The organism is Candidatus Zixiibacteriota bacterium, from assembly GCA_035380245.1.
Lineage (GTDB): Bacteria > Zixibacteria > MSB-5A5 > GN15 > FEB-12 > DAOSXA01.
The window spans coordinates 891,750-915,178 of sequence record DAOSXA010000001.1 but is presented as its reverse complement, the minus strand read 5'-3'; the positions used below and the strand labels follow the sequence as shown (position 1 = coordinate 915,178).

Here is a 23,429-nt window from a genome sequence, read left to right as displayed (position 1 = left end):
GGAGTGAGAGTATACTATGCGCAAATTTCTGATCGGATTCGCAATAGGTATCGCGCTCTGGTTCGTAATCGAGTTGTTCCGGCCGATGGACAGCGGCGATACCGCCGACACCGTTGTTCCCGACACCACCATAACGACCGACACGACTTCGCCGAAATTCGTCTCTGATGAGGCGGAAAGTGCACGGCTCGATTATATCAACAGTCTCAAGGATGACTCCACCGCCCGCCTCGCCCCGATCTGGGACAGCAATTTCGCCGGCGCCGAAGGAATCGCCGATTCCGTCTCGATGGAGATCAAGTTCCGCGAAAGCGACTCGATTTGGGAAAAGAACCAGCGCCGTTATGAGGCGGGGGAAGAATAAACCTCACCATTTTCCCAATCAAGCGGACTGAGATTGCTTTGTTGTCCCGCTCCATGCAATGACAGGAACTGTAGAGGGGAGAGACTTATCAGCGGCGTGTGAAAAGACCCTCGCGATAACGATGAATAATCTTGAATCCCAATCGCCGATAGGCGCGAATGGCCGGATCGTTCTCGGAATGAACGTTGAGGGAGACTGTTTTCTTTTCCTCAACCAGCTCTCCGACCAGTGCCCCGGTCAACCTGGTCGCGATACCGTGTCGACGATGATCCGGATGGGTAGTGATATTACCTAAAACGGCGATGTTGTATTCATCGGAGTCAACATGCACCCCGGCCGCGCCAACCAGTTCGTCGTCTTTGAAACAGCCTAAATACTTGCCGGTGTCCAGCATGCGACGGTCGAAATAATTTCCCGGATAGGCCTTGCGATAAAGCGCCGTCAGATCATCGGCATGATCGGCATGTAAGCGTTTGATGCCCCGGTCGTCCGAAAGCGGCGGTCGATAAGCCTCCGGAGTTAGACCCATCTTGAAATACTCGCCGAACGGCTGTTCATCGAAGAGCTTACGGATAATATCACCGTTGGGATCCTGATAATGGCAATAGAACTTGTCGGGTAGGCTCGTCAGTGAGTTGTCCAGAAAGGCCGGGAAATCATCCGTTTTTCCGAGCGCCAGAACGGTTGGGTGGCCGGGTCCCCGGTAAATGAGAATCACTTCACGGACCGGACCGTCCTCGCCGCCGAGAGTCAGCCAGCGACAGCGCTCGAAATAGAAATCATCCAGATCGCCGATATGTAGCGCAAAAAGCTGCGGGTCTTTCTTAAAGCGTGCAAAGAGTTGTTGTTTGTCCGCCATTTTCAGACACCCTTGTTATCAGCCCTGGTTTTGGAGCGGTTACTTTGCTTTAACCGCTGTTATGGACAATTGGTTCTAGTAATCGACCAATTAAAAAACGTGAAGGCAATAAGTAACTTTTATGAACACTCCCCAATTACGGAACGACAGACTCTAGCCTCGCGTAGTGATTAACTTCATCCTGGCAGAGCCTATCCCGGTAATTTGAACTCCATTTCGAAATGGGTTTCGTTCTGGTCGATAATCACGAACCCAAGGCGTTCGTACAAACGCCGCGCCGGATTGTTTTTCAATACATGCAATCCTACCGGGAGACCGGCGGAGGAAGCTCGATCCATAATCAAGCGCATGATACGCGTGCCGATGCCTCGGTTTTGCCAGGCCGGTAGAAGATACAGCGAGCGGACATAAAACCTTTCGGAGCCTTCTTCATAGCGCAAAGTCCCCATCTCCCGTCCTTCTGCAATCACCACATAACTATTGTCGATGTGCCATTTCTCTTCATGCAGACGGCGCTGTTGATCCTCATCCCAGCCCCAGGTCAACTCGATATATTTACCGAGGGCTGCTTTGGTAACCTCGAAGAAAAACTCGGAGTCCGCGTCGCTCGCGGTTCGGAGGGAGATGTCGGGAACGGCAGTCATGGTCTCTCTTCACTTCTCCCAAATCGCCACGTAGGGCTCGCCGCCAGGCATGAGAAATCCTCGGTACATACCGACTGTGTTATACGGCAGAGTAAAATTGCCGTCGCGATCGATCGCGATCAGTCCACCCGTTCCCCCGGTCGCGTCGAGCTTGTCGGCCACCGTGGTCCGGGCTGCTTGTTCAAGCGTCATACCGCGATAGGCCATGTTGACTGCAAGATCGTACGCCACCACCCCGCGCATAAAAAACTCGCCGTGGCCGGTAGTGGAAATCGCACAGGTTTTATCGGCCCAGGTGCCGGCGCCGACAATCGCCGAATCACCGACCCGCCCGAACCGTTTATTGGTCATACCGCCGGATGATGTCGCTGCGGCCAGACGGCCTTCCTTATCGAGGGCCACCGCTCCGACCGTCCCGTGCTTGCCGTCCTCGGAAAGAGTTATCGAGCCGGAATCTTTGCCCTCAGAGCTTTTTTCTTTTTCGAGTGCGGCCTTGAGTTGATCGCGACGTAGTTGGGTATGAAAATACTCCGGGGGCATCATCTCGAATCCCTGCTCCCGTGCGAACTGCTCCGCGCCGCCGGCAATGAGAAGAACATGCGGCGATTTTTCCATCACCGTTCGGGCGAGATTGATCGGATTGGCAATCTGGCGTACCCCCGCCACCGCTCCGGCTTGGCCGGTGGTTCCATCCATGATCGTGGCATCCTGCTCACAGTCGCCGTCGTGAGTAAACACCGCTCCCTTGCCGGCGTTGAACAGGGGAGAGTTCTCCATCACGTTGATTGCCGCCACCACCGCATCGAGCGCTGCGCGACCGTCGTCCAGAAGATCGTAACCGGCTTGTAACGATTGTTTGAGGGTGGCGCGAATTTCCGTTTCGGTTTCGGGAGTCATTTTCTCGCGCAGAATTGTCCCCGCACCGCCGTGGATCACAATGCCGTATTTATTTTTCATACTGTCCGTTCAGGTTTGAAAGTATGAGGCAATATAGCATCCCCACAACCTGACGAGCAAGAAAGCATTGGCATGTCTCGGAGAGACATGCCCTACTAAGACCTGAAGGTCTGCAACCCACTCCCCACCCGTGGACGGGTTGGCCACCCGAGTCTTCACTACAGGAGCAGACGAAGCATTTGCTGCCCGCGGATAACCTTTTCTGCAGGGGAGACAAGCCCCGCCGCTACGCGTTAAATAACCTTAACCTCGCGCAGCGGGTGGCCTTATGTCGCTCGCATCACAGTTGTGTTTTTCTGAATATCCGAGTGTATGACTTTTTCAGCAGTCCCTATTTGACCGACCACACAGATCCCTTCCCATGAAATTTCATGAGTCTCGTACAGTCCGTTTGAAAACAACATTTATTGGGGAATTATCGGACCGCGATATCAGTTGACACGCATCTTTGTCTATGACTATTGAAAAGCGCTCGTCGCTAACTCAAAGGACTTTTATGCTCAACGTTGAATTCATCAACCAGCGCCTGAATCTTTTCATCGTCCCAGCCCTTCTGTTGACACAGCTCCTTTAACGTTCCCCAGAAAGGCTCCCCACAAACAACACAGGGAAGACCGTGGGCGATGAGCCATTTGACCGTGCCGGGATATTTATGGACCATATCTTCGATGTTTATGTTTGCATCTATCAAAGTCATCACCTCCTGCTCTGTTAGATCGCGTTCGGACCGGATTGATTCAGAAAAAGCTCCTTCGAGAGAACTGTCATGCAGTCTGACATTCAACAATCCACAATGGATAAAATATCTCACTACAGACGAAATAGATAAAAAAACAGTTATAAACCAATATCATTAGAAGTAAATTATACTTGACACTATGTAAAGTATTCTTTACATTAGACCGACATCAATAAACAGCTCGGCTCTTGCCGGATAAAAGCGATGTCATAAAAGGTAATCGATTGAAAACGAACCTCAGAAAACAACGCTTCCTAAACGGGGAGCTTACCCAGCAGCAGACAGCCGATCTGGCCGGTGTGTCGCGCCAGACAATCGCCGCGATCGAGCGCGGCGATTACAGTCCCTCGGTCAAGCTGGCGCTGATCCTGGCGAAGAAGCTCGGGTCGACTGTCGATGGGCTGTTCGAGCTGGAGGAGTCGGATTTATGATTAAGCGTGACCCGATTTTCTATTCCGCTTTGGGGATTTTTGCCCTGGGCCTGATCGCGGCCGCCTTTCAACAAAACTGGGCGATCGTTCTGCTCGTCGGCGCTTACCTTCTGCGACCGGCCTTGAACGTTTTAAACCTGGCCGGGAAGTACGAGGACGAGCGGCAAAATCAAATCCACTCGCGCTCGGGAAATATCGGCTTTCTCGTGCTGATAATCGGGATCGTAGCCTTGATTGTCGTCCGGACGTCGCGCGGCGAGCCGGGTGATGAGCTGTACGGTCTTTTATTTGTCGGGCTGGCGGCGCGGGCTTTGTCGGGCCTGTTGATGGTCGGTGAACCACGCACGGCCGGAACCGTGATCCTGATTTCGATAGGCCTTTTATATCTGCTCTTCAACGCGGCGGAGGGACTTACGCTGGAATCTTTGATGAACAGCACCCCCGGCTGGGCCATATTGATTCTCGGCCTGCTGTCGCGCAAGTTCCCGCGGCCGATTGCGCTGATCGTGATCGCTCTGTCGTTGTTTCTGTTTTACTTTTTCGGCTTGTACAAATCGGAGCAGATCGTGGTGACCTTGTTGTTGTTCGTGCCGCTGGTAGTTTCGGCGGGATGCCTCTGGTACCGCCGTCGCCTCGACCCCGAACCGGCCGGGTGAACCTAATACAGCCCCTCGTAAGGTTCCCAAGGAACTTGACCCGCATGGCTTTTACTGACAGGAGTTTCGATCTCCCTGTCTATTCAGCTAATACCGAGAATCACCTCAACCCCCCCACATTACCGGAACATTATAGCCATTAATGCTTTAATTAATCTTAGGATTGCGTATATTCTTTAACCTGCCGGGCAACGCTGCAATTTCCCGAGCAGATTTGAGCAGAATATGATTTTCCGCCCTTTTACGGGGCTTAGTTGAAATGAGGCTATTATGATTAGCAAAGATGCGGTGATGGAGGTCCTCGGCAAGATCGACGACCCGGAACTGAAAAGACCGCTGACCGATCTCGGCATGATCAACAAAGTCGAGATCGACGGTGAAAAGGTAACGGTAGGGGTAACCCTGACCATCGCGGGCTGTCCGCTCAAGGCAAAAATCCAGGATGATGTGGCGGCGGGCGTCGGTGCGCTCGAGGGCGTTTCCGAAGTCGTGGTAGAATTCGGTGTCATGACCGATGAACAACGCCAGGCACTCAAGGATAAGTTGGGTTACGGCAAGAAGGATCGTGAAGATGCCGCCGAGAAAGTCAAATTTGCCAAACGCTTCATCGCGGTGGCCTCCGGCAAGGGGGGGGTCGGCAAATCGACCATAACCGCCAACCTGGCGGTGGCAATGGCAAAAATGGGTTACAAGGTAGGCTTGCTGGATGCCGATGTCTACGGTTTCTCCATCCCGCACATGATCGGTCTGGAAGGACAGCCGACCGTGATCGACGACAAAATGGTCCCGCTCCGCTGGGGCAACAATCTGCAGGTCGTTTCAATGGGCTTTTTCGTCGGTCCGGATGAACCGGTAGTCTGGCGCGGTCCGATGCTGCACAAAATGATCACGCAGTTCATTTCCGACGTCCTTTGGGACAATCTCGATTTCTTGTTGCTCGATCTGCCGCCCGGCACCGGCGATGTAACCATCACCGTGGCCCAGTCTCTCCCCAAGGCGGAGCTCCTGGTTGTGACGACACCGCAGTCGACAGCCACACATGTCGCCGGTCGTGTCGCCGGCATGGCTAAAAAGACCAACCTCAGTGTCCTTGGCGTGATCGAAAACATGGCCTATTTCGAAAGCAACGGTCAACGCGAGTATATTTTCGGTAAAGACGGCGGCAAACAACTGGCCGAGAAGCTCGGTGTTAAGCTAATAGGTGAAATACCCTTGATGACCTCCTTACGCGAGGGCGCCGACGCCGGTAAGCCGGTTGCGGCTTTTGGCTCCGACGAACAGATAAAAATGTTCGAGGCGATTGCGAAGTCGCTTTAGCGAAACGAAAAATAGCGGTTCGTTAATTCGGATCACACAGACTCAGATCGGGCGGCGTATAAGTCGCCCGATTTTATCTCTGTGACAACGATGCGATGCGAATAAAACCCGAACCGCAACTCTATCCGATCGCCAACGATGAAACCGCGATAAGTGCCTGCCCATAAACGGATTTTCGTAGAAGTGGTTTTCAACACACGCCCGGATATAGAATGCGAGTGAATCGTGTTACCGTGAACGGTATCCGTAATAGCGTGCCAACCAGTAACTTCAGAAATCCACAAATTAATCTGTGACGAGGTCTTGACGCTACCCCCCGTAAGGGCTATTTATACACATGAAAGTGATTGAGCCACATTGTGTTAATAACCTGTGGATAGCTATTCGCCACCTACATAAAACCTGTTGAGATTAAGACACTTAGGGCGGGGCGTTTTTAACAAGAATGTTGATAACTATGTTTATATCCTTCACCGCCGGTTGCAAGTTCTACAACTGCAAGCAATTGGATTGCGACAGCACTTTACCAATGGACTGTAATACTTACCGATCTGGGGGGATCCGTTGAGTACACAGAATGAACTCACCAACAGCAGGGAATGGAAGGAGTGCCTGAAGTATATTTCATGTCGGATGAAAGAGCAGTCGTTTAATACGTGGCTCAAACCGACCCGAGGCACACCCAACAGTGACGGGCAATTCTGCATTTCCGTTCCCAACAAGTTTGTAGCTGATTGGATCAGCTCAAACTACAAAGGTCTTATTGAAGAATCATTTCGTGAGGTGCTCGGCAACGAGTTCGCCATCAGCTATGTCGTGTCGAAACCGATCGAAATAGCCAATCAGACCTCGCTGGAATTCCAGCAACCAACCGTACCGGTTCCTCAACCGGCGCCGGCATCGAGCAAACCGATGCCTCACAACCTTAACGACCGCTACCAGTTCGATTCTCTGGTAGTCGGCGATTTTAACCAGTTCGCCTGCGCTGCCTCAATGGCGGTGGCCGAAGCTCCCGGCACCACTCGCTACAATCCGCTTTATATCTACGGCGGCACGGGGCTCGGCAAAACCCATATCATCCAGGCGATAGGCCATCGCATACTCGAGAACTTCCCGGACAAACGGGTAGTGTATGCGACTTCCGAACAGTTCACCTCGGACTTTATCTCCTCGATTTCCGAGGGATCGGTTGCGGAGTTTGCCCGCTCGTACCGCGATGTCGACGTGCTGATCATCGATGACATCCAGTTTTTCACCGGAAAAGAATCGACTCAGGAGCAGTTTTTTCACACTTTCAACACCCTCTATCACCTCGGAAAACAGATTATTCTCTCCTCCGACCGACCGCCGCGTGATATCAAGGGACTGGAAGAACGTCTTCTTTCGCGCTTCTCCTGGGGTCTCGTAACCGATCTCCAGGCGCCCGATCTGGAAAACCGCACCGCGATCGTCTACAAGAAGCTCGACTCCGAGGGAACCTCCATGCCGGACGAGGTAATCCGCTACGTAGCCGGGAAAGTAACCACCAACATCCGGGAGTTGGAAGGTACTTTGATTCGTTTGATGGCTTACGCTTCTCTCAAGAAAGTCCCGATTGATCTGCCGATGGCGGAAAAAGTTCTTTCCGACAGTTTTTCGAAACCCAAGCGGGACGTTTCCATCGATGCCATCCAGCGCAAGACATCGGAGTATTTCAGCATCGATCCGGAGATGATGCGGGCGAAAAAGAAAACCTCGAATATCGCTTTGGCGCGGCAGGTTGCCATGTACCTGTCGCGTTCTTTGACCAACAGCTCACTCAAAGCCATCGGTGCGGAGTTCGGCGGTCGCGACCATTCTACCGTTATTCACGGCTGCGATATAATCTCGAAACGGATGTCCTCGGACAGCGCCCTGCGCGAAAAAGTGGACCAGATTACGGCATCTTTGCTGTATTGATAAGTTGTGAATGACGATGTGGATGCTTTTGGGAAAACTATTGATAAGTCGGCCGGCGGTGGAAAAGCGGTTGCTTTGTGCAGAAGACGGTTATAAGTTTGGGGATAATTCAGCACCCTTCTATAGCCGTTAAATTATTGAGGTTAATGAAGAAAGGAAAATACAGCAGCAGCTTGTCAACATTTCGACAGCATTAATACTACTGTATTTGATATATAAAAAGGGATTATAATAAGACCACCGGAGGATAACCCGTCGGGGGAGTCAGTATGAAATTCAAATTACCCAAATCACGCCTCGGTTACTGTCTGCAGAATGTTCTGCAGGTGGTGCCAACGAAATCAACTCTTCCTATTCTCACCAATGTCCTGATCGAAGCTCTGGATAACAAGCTCAAGATATCGGCGACCGATCTGGACGTGTCGATCACGGAAGCGATCGAATGTGATGTGAGTAAGAAAGGGGCGGTATCGGTCCCGGCCAGGATCCTCTCCGAAATTATCAAGGAGATTCCGGAGTCGGAGATTACGGTTGAAGTTAACGGCTCACGCATGGAGATAAAGATCCCGAATGGATCGTACAAAATCGGAACCGTCGCAGCCGATGATTTCCCGAAACTGCCCGCGGTGAACACCAAGCGTGAAATTAAAATTGCCGGTAACGAACTGGTTCAGATGATCACCAAATCAACTTTTGCCTGCTCCGATGATGAAACCCGTCCGGCTCTCAACGGCATTCTCTGGCAGACAAAAGGTGATAAGATGCAGATGGTGGCCACCGACGGTCATCGCCTGGCCAAAGCAGCAGTCGAAAACACCAAGCTGCGTGGACTGAACGAGGATGTGATTATTCCGCCGAAAGTGTTGAATCTGATACCGAAACTGGTGGATGATCCGAAGACGGAAGTCGGGATAATTTTCGGTGAGAATAATATCGTTTTTAACATGGAAGAAGTCATTCTCACGTCGCGCCTGATCGAGGGACCGTATCCGAACTTCGAGCAGGTTATTCCCAAAGCTAACGACAAGAAACTTCAAGTCTCGAAGGCGGAACTTTCCGGCGCCGTGCGACGGGTTTCGATCCTTTCCAACGCATTGACACACCAGGTCAAATTCACTCTCAAGAATGGGAGCTTAACACTTTCCACGACCAACGCCGACATGGGCGGTGAAGGCAAAGAGACGATTGAATGCGACTATCGTGGTGATGATATCGAGATGGGTTATAACGCCAATTACATCACCGATATCCTGGGTAAGATGGACGGCGATGATGTGATCTTCGAATTGTCTACACCGGTGGCGGCCGGGGTCGTATACGGTGCCGAAGTACCCAAGGATGATTTCCTGTGTCTGATCATGCCGTTACGTTTGGCCGATTAGAGCAGATTTGAACCGATGAAAATGGCAGATGTAATATCTGCCATTTTTTATGGCCATGAGAATAGAATCGTTACATCTGACTAGTTTTCGCAATTTCGAAGACGCCCATATTGAATTTTGCCCGGGAGTCAATGTTTTCTACGGTCACAACGGTTCCGGAAAAACCAACTTGCTCGAAGCTCTGTATGTGTGTTCGCTGGGACGCTCACAACGCACCGCTAACGACGCTGCGATGGTTCGGGACGGGAACGATATCTATCGCGTGGAATGCGGTCTGATTTCAGAAGATAATGACTACAAAGTCGCGGTTGCTTACCAAAAGGGCGGACGTAAGAAGGTAACAGTTGACGGAGTCGGGGTACGGTTGAGTCAACTTTTCCGCCTGTTCTCGGCGGTGTCGGTCGGCCCCGAAGACTCCGAAATAGTAAGCGGTTCTCCGGGCAAACGGCGCACCTTTATCGATATCCACCTGTCGCAGCTTTCATCGAGTTATCTTGACAACCTGACCGACTATCTCCGCTGTGTCTCACAGCGTAACGCCGCGCTGAAAAACGGTGCTGATCCTTCGCCGTTCGATGAACTCATGGTTACGATCGGCAGTAAAGTTATGGTAGGGCGGGCAGAGTATATCGCACAAATGACGCCAATGGCGGCCAAATACTATCGTGATATTTCATCGGGCGGAGAACTTACGATCGAGTACACTCCCAAAGTGCCGGTCGAAGCAACCGCCTCATGCGAGGAGATAGAAGCGGCGTTCAATCAAAGGCTGCGTATGATCGCCGCCCGCGAACAAGCGGCCGGTGTTTCCTTGATCGGTCCGCATCGCGATGAAGCCACTCTGACGATAAATAACCTTCCGGCGCGCACGCACGGCTCTCAGGGAGAATGGCGCACAGCTGCCATTGCACTCAAGCTGGCCGCTTACAACATCCTCCGCGACAAACGGGAAACGCCGCCGGTGTTGTTGCTAGATGAAATTTTCGCAGAACTGGATGACCGCCGCACCGAGGCGTTGATTGCCGGATTCGAGGGATTCAGCCAACTGTTTCTAACGACAGCCACTCGCCCCCCACAGGCGTTGCATGAAATCGGTCGAAGTTTCCGGATTGAAACCGGCCGCGTCGCGGAGATTCAATAAATGCCGTCACTCACACTCAACGCTGTCTGCAAATCGTTCGATCAAAACAAGGTCCTGCGCGAGATAAGCATCGAGCTTCCGGCGGGTGAGTTGCTCGTGCTGCTCGGCCCCTCGGGTTGCGGCAAATCGACTTTGCTTCGTTTGATCGCCGGTCTCGAGCAGGTTGATCGCGGTGAGATTATACTTGGTTCGAAACGGATCGATCAATTGCCGCCCAAAGATCGCAACGTGGCGATGGTGTTCCAGAACTACTCGCTTTATCCGCATATGTCGATAGCGAAAAATCTGGCGTTTCCACTCAAGGTTGCGAAAGTCCCCCGTTCGGAAATCGACCGGCGCGTGAAAGAAACGGCAACGATGCTCGGCCTTGAGGCCCGTCTCAACGACAAGCCGGGTCAACTCAGCGGCGGCCAACGCCAGCGGGTCGCGCTGGGACGGGCGATTATTCGTCAACCCGATCTGTTCCTGCTCGATGAACCGCTGTCCAATCTCGATGCCGATCTGCGCGTTCGCATGCGGCGCGAAATCGTCACCCTGCAAAAACAGATGGGGACTACGATGGTTTACGTGACGCACGACCAGGCCGAGGCGCTCACCATGGCCGACCGTCTCGCCGTGCTGCACGAAGGTCGCTTGATGCAGGTTGGCACACCGGAGGAACTTTACGATAATCCGCAGCATCTCTTCGTGGCGCAATTCCTCGGACAACCGAAGATCAACAGCATTACGATTGATGACCACACCCGCTTCGCGCGGCTGTTCGGTTCATCAGTGGAACGACTGCCGGGCGCGGTTGCATCGAAAGCCGCGTTTGTGGTCGCCGTGCGGCCGGAGGCGTTGATCGTGCGGGCCGACGGTCCATTTGAGGCGAAGGTGATTGGATCGGAGTATCTGGGAGATCACCTCGTGCTGAGCCTCAATTATCTCGGCGAAACGTTGGCGGCGAAACTTTCCACGGACTACACTCCTGGCGCAACCGTCCGCTTCGCCCTTGATCCCGACTCTCTCATGTATTTCGATAAAAACTCAGGACAACGGATAAAATAGCGTGACGCATCGAGTCAAAAACTACGCGGTGGGATTCACCACCAGATTGACTGGGTCGACCACTTCTTTGATGGCTGCTATCAAGAAGTTGTCAGTAAACCCACTCACATAGTCCACAACGATCTGAGGTTCCGCCTCCTCTTCGGGGTACTTCATTTCCTGAACGAATTTTTCGAAGAATCTGAATACACTGCCTTCCGGGAGCAAGCCTTTGTCTCGGAAGCGATTCGACCTATTTATGACATCAAGCAGAGCATGGAATACGCACCTGAGTGCCGATCGGGCACGTTGCTTTTCGCCTTCGACCTTTGGTGTCAGGTATATGTATTTGTAATTGAAATCCATTAGTTGCTTGAGGGCCTGAAAGCGAGCATCGGACATGCGGATCTTCTGGCAGTCATTAGGAGATTCGTCGATTATATCGACAAGAAGCGTTTTGACGATTTGTGAGTTACGCGCACCTAGCTCCTCTATGATGACTTTTGGAACGTCAGACTCTTGGATGATCCCCGCCTGCAGCGCATCCTCCAGGTCACGCCCAAGGTAAGCAACCTTATCGACCAACCTCACAATGCATCCCTCAAGAGAGACGGGCATGGGGACCTGTTTTCTGAGCGTGTAGCTCGAGAGATCCTTCTCGCCTTGGTAAGGTACCAGCACATTTACACTATTATCCTCTCCGCAGTGTGATATGATCCCGTCGCGAACTTCAAAGGTCAGATTAAGACCTGGATTGTCGCCTCGGTCAAACTGTCCAAGTCTATCCACGCACCTCAAGCCGTTTATTTCATGTTGAAACGGCCTACCTATCCCATTCTCCTCACACAGTTCACTGAGTATCTTCTCGCCATGGTGACCAAATGGAGCGTGACCGAGATCATGACCCAAACCGATAGCCTCAGCGAGATCTTCGTTCAGCCCTAGAGCCCTTGCTACCGTCCGTGCCGCGTTGGACACCAGCAATGAATGCTCAAGCCTATTGCAGATGTGGTCATTATTAGGTTTGTAGAATACCTGAGTCTTGTGTCTAAGTCGCCGAAAAGGCAGCGAGTAAATAATACGGTGAACATCCCGTTGAAACTCAGACCGGATGCCGTCTCCCACAACCGTCTCGGCGCGGCCCTTTGAGTTAACGCTCAAGCATGCGAAGGGGTGAGTGCACACGTCCTTCTCACGTTTGTCGCCAAGATTCGTTGGAGCCATTGACCCTCCCCTATAGTGTGTTATGCTTCCTCTAATACCTTGGCCAGACGCTCAGCGTTGGCCCGGTTTACTCGTCTTTGAGTGAAGATTCTCTGCAATCTGGCGCCCCTATCCAGATTTCGAACCACTTGGTCCGCCAACATGAGCCAGTCGTCAGCATTTCCAAGGTTCTTCGCAAACGCCAGAGAAAAGGCGGTTGGCAACTCACCTATCTCACGTATGGTCTTGAAAGACGCCAGACCAAGCACGAGAGGATTGTCTTGGCCCAGCAGGGCAGACCGGGCATCGTTCTTGTATATGACCACAGGTCTCTTCAACGCCCAAGCAATTCCGGCCTCCACCATGGCACCTTCGTCTGGGACCCGGCCATTGAGGTTAAGCACAAGCCCATCGCACTTCGCCACTTGGTACGTGTCGATGTGGAAAATCGCTTTGGCCAGTAGCTGGTTCGCTTGGCGGTTGTTCATGCCCTCGTCCACCAATGCAGACACTATGCGTGCCATCTCCAAGCCATCTCTCTGCGGAAGGAAGACTCCGAAACCCGCAGATTCTAGGGAGTCCGCAATCTGCTGCATTTCATCTCTCTCCTTGGGATTAAAGAGAGGCCCCGCGCAATATATCCTCTTGATCGCCAACGAACCTATACCTTGCTTGTGATCTGTTTTCATTAGGATACCGACTAGTTGGCACGGGGTCAAGTGCTCACTGGCAATCAATGATCACAATTCCTTGTAGCCGAGCCGATACATTGGTCGAGCCGTTCTCAGCGTCTTGGTCCGAGAATCCCCTGTCGTGCAATAAGTTGAGTTCAAAGCTCACTATATTGTTGAAGCCCGTCGAAAACCTACCCCTTCGGTGCTTTCTGGCAGCGGGGGCAGAAATGGGCCGAGCGGGAGCCTATCTTCTCGCGAATAATTATCGTGCCGCAGCGCTCGCAGGGAAGACTCTCGTTGTTATAAGCCTTGAGATACTTTTGAAATCCGCCCGGATTGCCGTTGACGCCGGAATAGGAGTCCACCGAAGTCCCCATGTTGTCGATCGCCATCAGTAAGAGCGTCTGGATAATTCCATGCAGTTCGATCAACTTCCTGCGCGATATAGATGAAGTCAGCCGCCGGGGGTGAATCCGCGCGGCATAAAGCGATTCATCGGCGTAAATGTTGCCGAGACCGGCGATAAAGGTCTGATCCATCAGAGCCGGTTTGATCATGCGGGTGGTGCGTCGGAAAAGCTCCACGAATTCATCCGGGGAAATTTCAAGCGGTTCCGGTCCGAGCGAAGCGATTCCCGGCTGCTGCATCAACTCCTCATTGTCGAACAAGCGCAGACGGCCAAAGCGACGATAGTCGTTGAACTTGAGAATGTTCTCTTCAAGGCGACACGCTCCCTTCCCGTTCTCCGAGCGAAATCTGAAAACAGCCAGATCGTGTTTATTGATCGGCGCCGAGCGCGGCACCCAGAAAAAATGCCCGGTCATTTTCAGATGTGCCCAGAGGGTGGCGTCGCCGGAGAGCCGAATCAGGATATTCTTGCCGCGTCGGTCAACACGCTCAATCCGTTTCCCGACCAAAGAGCGCTCGAATCCGCGTTCGGCGAAAGCGCGGCCGACGACGATTGTTGCCGGCGGGGCGTTGAGCTTAACCTGTTTGATCGTGCGACTGACTACCGTTTCGCGAAGACCGCGTACGACTGTTTCTACTTCAGGCAGTTCCGGCATGAGTCTTCTTTCTCGCGTCGCGCTTCCGGGATTGGTCGGCAACACGGTCCCCCAACTCCGCCTTCAGGTATTGACCGGTGTAACTATCGGGATTGGCCGCCACTTGCTCCGGCGTCCCGGTCGCAATAATCCTACCGCCGTCGTCGCCGCCTTCGGGACCGATGTCGATAATCCAGTCGGCCGTTTTGATCACATCGAGATTATGCTCGATCACCAGCACCGTGTTGCCGCGGTCGGTCAATTCTTCCAGCACCCGCAGGAGCATCTTGATATCCTCGAAATGCAGACCGGTGGTCGGCTCGTCGAGAATATACAGCGTCTTGCCGGTCGCTATCTTGGACAGCTCGGTGGCCAGTTTGACGCGCTGTGCTTCGCCGCCCGAGAGGGTCGTCGCCTGCTGCCCGAGCCGAATGTAACCGAGACCGACATTGGCCAGGGTCAGGAGTTTGTTCTTAATACGCGGGATGTTCTCAAAAAAAGACAGGGCTTCATCGACGGTCATGTTGAGGACATCGGAAATAGATTTCCCCTTGAACGTTACCTCGAGCGTTTCACGGTTGTAGCGCTTTCCCTTGCAGACTTCGCAGGGGATATAAACATCCGGCAGGAAGTGCATTTCGATTTTGATGATCCCGTCGCCGGCGCACGCCTCGCAGCGCCCCCCTTTGACGTTGAACGAGAACCGGCCTGGCTGGTACCCGCGTGCTTTGGACTCCGGCAATCCGGCAAAAAGGTCACGTATTGGAGCGAACACGCCGGTGTATGTGGCCGGGTTGGAGCGCGGTGTGCGACCGATAGGGGACTGGTCGATCGCAATTACTTTGTCGATATGTTCGAGCCCTTCAATCGATCCGTACGGCAACGGCTGGCGACGACTATTGAAAAAGTGCTTGGCGAGAATGCGATAAAGCGTCTCGTTGATAAGAGTCGATTTACCGGAACCGGAAACCCCCGTTACCACCACAAAACCGCCGAGCGGGATTTCCACGTCAACTTTTCTCAGGTTATTACCGGTAGCGCCTTTGAGAACGATATAATGACCGTTCGGCTCTCGTCGTTCTTGCGGTGTCGGGATTTCTTTTTCGCCCGAGAGATACTGCCCGGTGATTGACTTTTTCTCTTTGATAATATCGCGGGGCGTTCCGGCTGCCACGACCTTGCCCCCATGCACGCCGGCGCCGGGACCGAGATCGACCACATAGTCCGCTTCCTCAATCGTTTCCCGGTCGTGTTCCACCACCAGCACGGTGTTGCCGATATCGCGCAGTTCGGTGAGCGTATTGAGCAGGCGGCGATTGTCGCGTTGGTGCAGACCGATAGAGGGCTCATCCAGAATATACAGCACACCGACCAGGCGCGAACCTATCTGAGTCGCCAGGCGGATGCGTTGTGCTTCGCCGCCGGAAAGACTCGAGGCGGCCCGGCTGAGGGTAAGATAGTCGAGCCCGACATCGCACAGGAAACCCAGCCGCTCGCGCAGCTCCTTGAGAATCTGCGCAGCGATCGTTTGTTGCCGTTTGGTCAGGTGGATTTCATCGAAAAACCGGCGCAGTTCTTTGATCGACTTGACAGTCAGACTGTCAATCGTTTCGCGGTCGATAATCACCGCCCGGGCTTCGGGCCGAAGACGGCTGCCTTTACAGGCGGGACATTCCGACACCGACATGTAATGTTCGATCCACTGACGCACGCCGCTCGATTCGGTCTGTTTATAGCGTCGTTCCAAATGCGGAATGACTCCCTCGAACGTCGATTCGTACACCCCCGAACCGCGCCCCTTGCCGGAGACATGTTCGTATTCGAAACGGATTTGTGTGCGGCCGGAACCGTACAGGATTACTTTTTGAACTTCCTCGGGGAGTTTTTCGAACGGAGTGGAAAATTTGAAGCCGAAATGATTGGCCACCCCGCGCAGTTGATAGCGATACCAATTGGACATCTCGGCGCCGCCCCAGGGATTGATCGCTCCCTCGGAGATCGAAAGCGAGCGATCCGGTACTACCAGGTCGGGATCGATTTCCATCTTCTGCCCGAGTCCGTCGCAGACCGGACAGGCGCCGAACGGAGAATTGAACGAGAACATCCGGGGCGTGGGCTCTTCATAGCTGATGTTGCATTTGAGGCAGGCGAACTGCTCGGAGAAGAGGAGGTCCTTGTTCTTGATATTGATCAGCACTGTGCCGTTGCCGACGCGAAGGCCGGTTTCGACCGAATCGGCCAGGCGGCGTTTGGATTTGGCCTTGACCACCAGACGATCGACCACCGCCTCGATCGTATGCTTTTTCTTCTTGTCCAGTTCGATTTCCGAATCGGTCTCGACCACCTCGCCGTCGACGCGCAAGCGGACGAATCCTTCCCGCAGCGCTTCCTCGATTACCTCCTTGTGCTCCCCCTTTTTACCGCGTACGAGCGGCGCGAGGACCATCAACCGGGTGCCTTCCTCGAACGTGAGCACCGAGTCGACAATTTGTTCAACCGTTTGCTGGGTAATCGGTTCGCCGCATTTTATGCAGTGCGGCACGCCGACCCGCGCGAACAGGAGGCGGAGATAGTCGTAGATTTCGGTGATCGTGCCGACTGTCGAGCGAGGATTCTTGGGGGTCCCTTTCTGTTCGATCGAAATCGCCGGGGAGAGTCCCTCAATGAAATCCACGTCGGGTTTTTCCATCAACCCGAGGAACTGGCGGGCGTAGGCCGAGAGCGACTCGACATAGCGGCGCTGCCCTTCGGCGTAAATCGTATCGAACGCCAGCGAGCTTTTGCCCGAGCCGGAGAGGCCGGTGATCACGGTCAGGGTGTTGCGCGGGATCTTGACGTCGATATTTTTGAGATTGTGCTCCCGTGCTCCCTTGACGTGCAGGTACTGGCGGTTGTCCTGGTATTTTTCTGAGTTGTTGGCCATAACGCTCCTACAATTTGGGCAAACCGCAATATACGCTCAAAGTTCCCTCACCAAAAGGCCTATCTGATTTTCCCGCGTCACATTTTTGGGAAGGGGGAGACTCTGGTGATCATCAAATGCTTGCACAGAGCTTTGGGCAGCTTCATATTTCAAAATGAAGGAGTCCTGTCGCCTCTCTGTAAGGATATGTTCTCTTGGTTGTCAGGGAATGAGCGATTTGGCGATACTGTGTTGAGATAACGAATACAGGATGATCCCCCAGCGGAACGGATTAGGGGGTCTGCCATTGTGAAGAGATATGGAAGCACCAATTCCCACCCCCATATTCCGTATTATGCACGTAGAAAATCTCGCCACTTGTCTCCAGCGTGGTGCGTTGCATGCCCCTAAGCACGTTCCCTCAGATGGACTCAAGTACAAGACGATTCACAACGTGGATATTCAACAACAACGTCGGGTTATGCCAATTGATTGCGGGCCGGGTGGATGTATTCATGATTATGTGTCGTTCTATTTCGGTCCGAGGTCACCCATGCTGTACCAATTGCACACGGGATGGGTGGAGGGATACGACGAGGGACAAGAACCGATAATCTATATTGTCTCGCATGCTCAGGTGATGTGTAATAACGAACAAGGATTTGTATTCTCTGACGGTCATGGTATCGCTGCTTATACGGACTGGTACGATGATCTTGCTTTGCTACACAACCTTGACTGGGATTGCATATACGCCGAGATATGGAAGGACGATCTTGATCATCCAGACCGTCAGCGGCGAAAACAAGCCGAGTTCCTGGTCTATAGAAGCTGCCCATGGGACTTAGTCGATCACATTGCCGTCCTGAACAACGGCATGAAGAAAAAGGTCGTATCAATTATGGAGCAGTATCCAGACAAGTTGCAGAAGCCGGTAAGAGTTTGCAGAAAGTGGTATTATTAAAAGCCGCTTGGGGTGAAAATGATTGAACTAACCAGAGGAAACGTTCTCAAAGCAGATGCGGAAGCATTGGTTAACACTGTTAACACTGTTGGTTTTATGGGTAAGGGAATTGCTCTCCAGTTCAAGAAGGCCTTTCCCGCCAACTATGAAGCTTATCACCGTGCGTGCAAGACCGGTGAAGTTGTCCAAGGTCGAATGCACGTTTTCGAGACCGGGAGGATGATGAATCCCAAATATATTATCAACTTCCCAACAAAACGGCACTGGCGAGGCAAGTCGAAAATTGAAGACATTGAGCATGGACTGAATGACTTGCTAAAAATTGTGCGACAACTCGGCATTAAATCGATTGCCATACCACCACTTGGCTGCGGTCTCGGGGGACTTGACTGGGGCCAAGTTAGGCGATTGATCGAAGAGAAATTCCGCGAAGCTAATGATATACGGGTGCTTCTATATGAACCGGTTGGGGCACCGGATCATTCCGACATGCCGATCGGAACTAGTAGACCCAAATGGACGTCCTCACGGGCTCTCGTTGTACTGGCAATGCACAGATACTCGCAGCTGGCATATCGTTTAACACTCTTGGAAATACAGAAGTTGGCTTATTTCCTCCAAGAGGCCGGTGAGCCGCTAAGGCTTCAATTCAAGAAAGGCTTATACGGTCCCTACGCTCATAATCTCAACAAGGTTCTGGAGAGGATGGAGGGGCACTTCACAAGGGGCTATGGGGACACGCAGAAACCAGACGTAGAAATCGAGTTGGTGAAGGGGATTGCGGAAGAAGCGATAGAATTTTTGAACAGCGAGCAAGAGTCCGTGCAGCGATTAGATGTAGTTGCAGATATCATAGAAGGATTCGAAACACCCTTCGGCATGGAACTGCTATCGTCCGTCTATTGGGTCACGCACGAGGATGATAATCCCGCACGAGATACTGAGACCACAATCCGACAGGTACATGATTGGAATGAGCGCAAACGCTCGCTCTTCAGCAGCGCTCAAATCGCCGCCGCCTGGCGACGGCTTGAAGAGAAGGGCTGGCTCGACATGGGGTCAAAGCCGCACAAGTTTTGAACTACTCGGTCCGGAGCCTAAGTCCACCAAAAGAGGCCCACCTTTCAACACCCCCCCACATTCCTTACAATCCTTCCGCAAAATCCAGCCCACGCTACATCAGTAGAGACAAGGAGCAATAAAGCAGCCGGTCGTGCATGGGGAGACAAAACGGCACAGAATACAAAAATACAAAACGAACCCAATTCACGGTAAGCGGAAACAGGACATTGGATTTGGTGGGATTGGCAATATCGGTACGTGGATAGCTTTGCATCGATTGTCCCACCCGAGGCACGGGTGGGACACCAAAGCACATGTGGGTTACCCAACCTGTAGCAATACAGCCGGGGATCGCAGGGATCCCCGGCTACGATACCGAGCAAGTCTGTTCGCATCGGTGGCCCACCTCTCAAGTGGCTCTCCGTCGCCCCCTGGCCGAAATCGCTTGACAGTTTCTACCGCCCCGTTAAATTGTGGACAATGTCACACGATAAACATCAGGAATTTTTTGATCGGCTGGCTGAGGAGTGGGACCTGCATTACGCGGCTGAAGACCTCGAAAGACTCTCCCATATCGTCGGCGGAATCAAAATTGAACCGGGCAGCGATATTCTCGATCTCGGCTGTGGCACCGGTATCCTGTTCGATATGATGCGTCGCCGGGTAGGGACCGAAGGCTCCATCACCGGGGTGGATTTTGCCCTGCAAATGGCTCTGAAAGCCCACCGCAATTTCCCGTTCGAGAATGTCTCGGTGGTCGACTGCGATGCCTCCCGCCTGCCGTTCACCGACCACTGTTTCGATCTCTGTGTGGCGTTCGGTTCGTTTGCCCATTTCAGCGACAAAGCGGCGGCGATTGAAGAAACCCACCGGGTGCTTAAACCGGGGGGAAGGTTTTATATCATCCATTTGACTTCCTCGAAAGATCTGGCTGCGGCTCATCGGCGAGTCGGCGGAGCGGTCGAGCACGATGAGATCCCTACTCGGGAACGGTTGACGAACATGTTCGAGAGCAGTCGGTTCAAGGATGTCTCGATTGAGGACCACACCGGTCTGTTTCTGGTGACGGCCATCAACTCCGACTGAGTCGTGAATAATCCCAACCCGACATCACAAGCCCGATTCACAGCCCATACGGCCCTTTACCTGGCTCTGGCGGTGCTGTTACCGATAGGGTTCCATGCTTTCGGTATGGGAGGACGTATGTTTCTGCCGATGCATCTACCGGTGCTCCTGGCGGGATTCCTGGTCGGCCCGGGCAGCGGCCTGCTGGTAGGTCTTCTGGCCCCTTCGTTGTCTCATATCCTCACCGGCATGCCACCGTCCTATGCCGTGTTGTTGATGACGCTCGAGTTGATGTTCTACGGTCTCCTGGCGGGACTGTGCTACCGACGTTTCAGGATGAATATCTACATCGCTCTCATGATTGCCATGATCGGCGGGCGGCTGATGTTCGGGCTGGGGCTGTTCTTGCTGGGAATGCTGATAGAACTACCTTACGGACCGGCCGTGTTTTTCTCAGCAGGTGGCCCGCTCGTGGCCGGTCTGCCGGGGATAGCGGTTCAATTAGTAATCATTCCGATCATAGTGCAGGCCGTAAAACGACGCTCGGTCTGAACGTCGTCGATCAATCTTTGAAACGAGCGGGATCGTAAGAGCAATCGGATCGTTATTTCCGGTTCGGATATAGGCTTATCCGTTATTTGAATCGACCGGGTCGTGAATGACCCGGCCTGATTGAAAACCAAAGCGGCGAGAAACCGGGCGATTCCGAGGTATTATCCCTCGAAACCGGCTTTTACATGAGCGCCGTCACAAAACGGTTTATTCTTGGAATGGCCACAACGGCAGAAATGCACCGGGCCGTTCTTCTCAATGGTCGTGCCGTCGCTGTTCACTATCTCGAACTTGGCCGCCTCGACCCGCAACGGACCGTTCTTGATGACGGTGACTTTGATCTTGTCGTCGGACATGGATTCTTCTCCTTGTATGGCATTATTATGAGCGTTCTTTGCTCCCAAGAACCCCGCTGACTTACAAAAGTGCCCGTGATGAGCCTTTATTATTCAACTACTTTTAATGAGAGGTCGCACACCGGTGCGGAATGAGTGAGAGCGCCGATAGAGATATAATCCACGCCGGTGGCGGCGATGGCGGCTACGTTATCGAGCGAGACATTGCCCGAGGCCTCGAGTTTGACGGCGGAGTCGATCTCGCGGGAGACATCCACGAGCACTTCGAGTGATTCCGGAGTCTGATTGTCGAGCAGGAGTCGCTTGATGCCGGTGTCAACCGCCTCGCGCAGTTGGGCTTCGTTGACCACCTCGACCTCTATCTCGATCGTGTCCGGGTCGGTATGGAACTGGCGCGAGAAATCGGCCGAGTGCAAATAAGAGCGAGCCTGTTCGACCGCCGCGCGGATCGATCCGGCTGCGGCGATGTGATTATCCTTAATCAGGATCATGTCGTAGAGGCCATAGCGATGGTTGTGCCCGCCGCCGTGAAGAACGGCCTGTTTTTCGAGTATGCGCCAGCCCGGCATTGTCTTACGGGTATCGAGAATTTGACAGTTGTAACCTTCGATTTTGTCAACGAACCGCCTTGTGAGCGTCGCGACACCGCTCAGATGAGCCATGAAATTTAGCGCCACCCGCTCGGCGGTCAGGACGGTGCGGTTGAGTCCCTCGATTGTTACCAGTACATCGCCCGGCTCGAAACGGCTCCCGTCCTGAAGACACGGGACAAACTGATTGGCCGAGTCGACCAGCTCGAACGCCAGTCGCGCCGGAAGAATCCCGCTCACGACGCCGACGGATTTGGCGACGATTCGAGCAGTGATCATCTCCGGTTCGAGGCAGGCCAGCGAGGTCACATCGCCGGGGCCGATATCCTCATCGAGCGCCAGCCGGACCAGTTGGAATATGGACTTATCGAGAGCAGCCATACGTCTAAAGAACAGAGCCGTTGGCAAAAGTCAATTGGCATTTTATATTGGCGGCATGGCAGGATTGGCAAAACACATAGCAGCGGTAGCGGTGCTCGGTTACGGCTCGCAGGGGCGAGCGATTGCGCTCAACCTGCGCGACTCCGGTTGGCCGGTAACGGTCGGACTCAGGACAGGCTCCAAAAGCCGCCGCAAGGCGAAAAAGGACGGCGTCGAGGTTACTACGGTGGCCCGCGCAACGGCCGGGGCCGGGGTGGTGATCATGGCTCTGCCGGATCATCTGCAGGCGGGGGTTTTTTCCGACCACATTGAGGCGAATCTCAAGCCGGGTTCTCTGTTGTTGTTTTTGCATGCGACCACGATCCATTTCGGCTTGATCAAGCCGCCGTCGAATGTCGATATCGCCCTGCTCGCGCCGCACGCGCCGGGACAGACCGTGCGTGAGAGATTTCTCGGGGAACGGGATATATCGGCGTTTTATGCCGTTCATCAGGATTACAGCGGTCGGGCAACTCGAATCGTGTTAGCTCTGGCCGAGGGAATCGGCTTCGCCCAAAAGCGACTCGTAAAAACTTCCTTTCGCGATGAGGCGGTGGGGGACTTGTTCGGCGAGCAGGCCGTGTTGTGCGGCGGCCTTACGGCTTTGATCAAGGCCGGTTTCGAGATCCTCGTAGCCCACGGTGTCCCGGCGGAGAACGCTTATCTCGAGGTGGTTTATCAACTCGACCTGATCGTGGCGCTGATCAAACAGCACGGCATAACCGGCATGTACGATCGTATTTCCGTAACCGCTCAGGCGGGATCGGCCGCTGCCGGACCGGAAATTGTCGATGAACATGTCCGCCGTAAGCTGGAGCAACTTTTCAAGGGGATCGAGTCGGGGCGGTTCGCCCGTGACCTGGCTAAGCTCGACGACGCCGGCGTTAAAAACCTTAAGGATCGCCTCCGGCAACTCACGAATCCTGCTCTCGAAAAAGCCGCCCGTAAGTATTCCAGGTGATTTCGTGGGCGGCAGACGTCTCGTCTGCCCCTGTATCAACCAGCCACGGAAAACGTCTTTCCCGCTGTAATATCCGTAGGGCAAGTCCGTCTTCGAACCTGCCGAATGAGATTGTGTCTCTTCGTTCGCAATAACAACGAGCGGGTACTATCAGATGATTCGCGGGGAGTCGGGTTTCTACGT

The 23,429-nt window shown here is 53.4% G+C and carries 23 protein-coding genes; 13 read left to right on the top strand and 10 right to left on the bottom strand.

Translation table 11 applies throughout. From position 1 onward, the window contains the following. The first annotated feature begins 16 nt into the window (after positions 1–16). Complete coding sequence (locus tag PLF13_03520) at positions 17–364, top strand: hypothetical protein (GenBank protein ID HOP06340.1); 348 nt, start codon at positions 17–19, stop codon at positions 362–364. Between the two features lie 88 nt (positions 365–452). On the opposite strand, the gene PLF13_03515 is transcribed toward PLF13_03520, so the two are convergent. From PLF13_03515 to PLF13_03500, 4 genes are all read right to left on the bottom strand, one after another. Next, positions 453–1,223: a GNAT family N-acetyltransferase gene (locus PLF13_03515; protein HOP06339.1), complete on the bottom strand. Its 771-nt coding sequence runs from the start codon at positions 1,221–1,223 to the stop codon at positions 453–455. A gap of 191 nt (positions 1,224–1,414) precedes the next feature. Continuing rightward, positions 1,415–1,867, bottom strand: coding sequence for a GNAT family N-acetyltransferase (locus tag PLF13_03510; protein HOP06338.1), 453 nt, complete (start codon positions 1,865–1,867; stop codon positions 1,415–1,417). Positions 1,868–1,876: 9 nt separating this feature from the next. After that, positions 1,877–2,824, bottom strand: a complete 948-nt coding sequence (locus tag PLF13_03505; GenBank protein ID HOP06337.1) for an isoaspartyl peptidase/L-asparaginase — start codon at positions 2,822–2,824, stop codon at positions 1,877–1,879. Between the two features lie 478 nt (positions 2,825–3,302). Then, the gene (locus PLF13_03500; protein ID HOP06336.1) at positions 3,303–3,515 is read right to left on the bottom strand and encodes a DUF1858 domain-containing protein; all 213 of its coding nucleotides are present in this window, start codon (positions 3,513–3,515) and stop codon (positions 3,303–3,305) included. Positions 3,516–3,787: 272 nt separating this feature from the next. On the opposite strand from PLF13_03500, the gene PLF13_03495 reads away from it, so the two are divergent. The 7 genes from PLF13_03495 to PLF13_03465 all read left to right on the top strand — a co-directional run bounded on the left by PLF13_03495 (position 3,788) and on the right by PLF13_03465 (position 11,475). After that, positions 3,788–3,994, top strand: coding sequence for a helix-turn-helix transcriptional regulator (locus tag PLF13_03495; GenBank protein HOP06335.1), 207 nt, complete (start codon positions 3,788–3,790; stop codon positions 3,992–3,994). Continuing rightward, a complete protein-coding gene (locus PLF13_03490) occupies positions 3,991–4,650 on the top strand; it encodes a hypothetical protein (GenBank protein ID HOP06334.1) in 660 nt (219 codons plus the stop codon). Before PLF13_03495 ends, PLF13_03490 begins: the two co-directional genes overlap by 4 nt. A gap of 270 nt (positions 4,651–4,920) precedes the next feature. Continuing rightward, positions 4,921–5,967: an Mrp/NBP35 family ATP-binding protein gene (locus tag PLF13_03485; GenBank protein ID HOP06333.1), complete on the top strand. Its 1,047-nt coding sequence runs from the start codon at positions 4,921–4,923 to the stop codon at positions 5,965–5,967. A gap of 564 nt (positions 5,968–6,531) precedes the next feature. After that, positions 6,532–7,905 (top strand): chromosomal replication initiator protein DnaA, encoded by a 1,374-nt coding sequence (gene dnaA / locus PLF13_03480; GenBank protein HOP06332.1) that lies wholly within the window; start codon positions 6,532–6,534, stop codon positions 7,903–7,905. A 269-nt stretch (positions 7,906–8,174) separates the two neighbouring features. Next, the gene (dnaN, locus tag PLF13_03475; protein HOP06331.1) at positions 8,175–9,287 is read left to right on the top strand and encodes a DNA polymerase III subunit beta; all 1,113 of its coding nucleotides are present in this window, start codon (positions 8,175–8,177) and stop codon (positions 9,285–9,287) included. A gap of 49 nt (positions 9,288–9,336) precedes the next feature. Continuing rightward, positions 9,337–10,428, top strand: a complete 1,092-nt coding sequence (locus PLF13_03470) for a DNA replication/repair protein RecF (GenBank protein ID HOP06330.1) — start codon at positions 9,337–9,339, stop codon at positions 10,426–10,428. Then, on the top strand, positions 10,429–11,475 hold the full coding sequence (locus PLF13_03465) for an ABC transporter ATP-binding protein (GenBank protein ID HOP06329.1): 1,047 nt from the start codon (positions 10,429–10,431) through the stop codon (positions 11,473–11,475). Between the two features lie 21 nt (positions 11,476–11,496). On the opposite strand, the gene PLF13_03460 is transcribed toward PLF13_03465, so the two are convergent. From PLF13_03460 to uvrA, 4 genes are all read right to left on the bottom strand, one after another. Then, positions 11,497–12,678, bottom strand: a complete 1,182-nt coding sequence (locus PLF13_03460; GenBank protein ID HOP06328.1) for an HD domain-containing protein — start codon at positions 12,676–12,678, stop codon at positions 11,497–11,499. A gap of 20 nt (positions 12,679–12,698) precedes the next feature. Further along, the gene (locus tag PLF13_03455) at positions 12,699–13,346 is read right to left on the bottom strand and encodes a nucleoside 2-deoxyribosyltransferase (protein HOP06327.1); all 648 of its coding nucleotides are present in this window, start codon (positions 13,344–13,346) and stop codon (positions 12,699–12,701) included. 176 nt (positions 13,347–13,522) lie between these two features. Continuing rightward, a complete protein-coding gene (gene mutM, locus PLF13_03450) occupies positions 13,523–14,395 on the bottom strand; it encodes a bifunctional DNA-formamidopyrimidine glycosylase/DNA-(apurinic or apyrimidinic site) lyase (protein ID HOP06326.1) in 873 nt (290 codons plus the stop codon). Next, positions 14,379–17,297: an excinuclease ABC subunit UvrA gene (gene uvrA, locus PLF13_03445; protein HOP06325.1), complete on the bottom strand. Its 2,919-nt coding sequence runs from the start codon at positions 17,295–17,297 to the stop codon at positions 14,379–14,381. Before uvrA ends, mutM begins: the two co-directional genes overlap by 17 nt. A gap of 298 nt (positions 17,298–17,595) precedes the next feature. Here uvrA and PLF13_03440 point away from each other — a divergent pair, with 298 nt between their 5' ends. From PLF13_03440 to PLF13_03425, 4 genes are all read left to right on the top strand, one after another. After that, positions 17,596–18,240: a DUF4433 domain-containing protein gene (locus PLF13_03440; GenBank protein ID HOP06324.1), complete on the top strand. Its 645-nt coding sequence runs from the start codon at positions 17,596–17,598 to the stop codon at positions 18,238–18,240. Positions 18,241–18,258: 18 nt separating this feature from the next. Continuing rightward, complete coding sequence (locus PLF13_03435; GenBank protein HOP06323.1) at positions 18,259–19,320, top strand: macro domain-containing protein; 1,062 nt, start codon at positions 18,259–18,261, stop codon at positions 19,318–19,320. A 462-nt stretch (positions 19,321–19,782) separates the two neighbouring features. Next, complete coding sequence (locus PLF13_03430) at positions 19,783–20,388, top strand: methyltransferase domain-containing protein (protein HOP06322.1); 606 nt, start codon at positions 19,783–19,785, stop codon at positions 20,386–20,388. Positions 20,389–20,391: 3 nt separating this feature from the next. After that, complete coding sequence (locus PLF13_03425; protein HOP06321.1) at positions 20,392–20,919, top strand: ECF transporter S component; 528 nt, start codon at positions 20,392–20,394, stop codon at positions 20,917–20,919. A gap of 161 nt (positions 20,920–21,080) precedes the next feature. Here the strand turns inward: PLF13_03425 and PLF13_03420 are convergent, their stop codons facing one another. Both PLF13_03420 and nadC read right to left on the bottom strand, forming a co-directional pair. Next, entirely contained in the window at positions 21,081–21,275 is a 195-nt protein-coding gene (locus PLF13_03420; GenBank protein HOP06320.1) for a CDGSH iron-sulfur domain-containing protein, read from the bottom strand. Between the two features lie 89 nt (positions 21,276–21,364). After that, positions 21,365–22,246: a carboxylating nicotinate-nucleotide diphosphorylase gene (nadC, locus tag PLF13_03415; protein HOP06319.1), complete on the bottom strand. Its 882-nt coding sequence runs from the start codon at positions 22,244–22,246 to the stop codon at positions 21,365–21,367. Between the two features lie 55 nt (positions 22,247–22,301). Here nadC and ilvC point away from each other — a divergent pair, with 55 nt between their 5' ends. After that, positions 22,302–23,246 carry a ketol-acid reductoisomerase gene (ilvC, locus tag PLF13_03410; protein ID HOP06318.1) on the top strand — a complete coding sequence of 315 codons (945 nt, stop codon included), beginning with the start codon at positions 22,302–22,304 and terminating at the stop codon, positions 23,244–23,246. Positions 23,247–23,429: the final 183 nt, after the last annotated feature.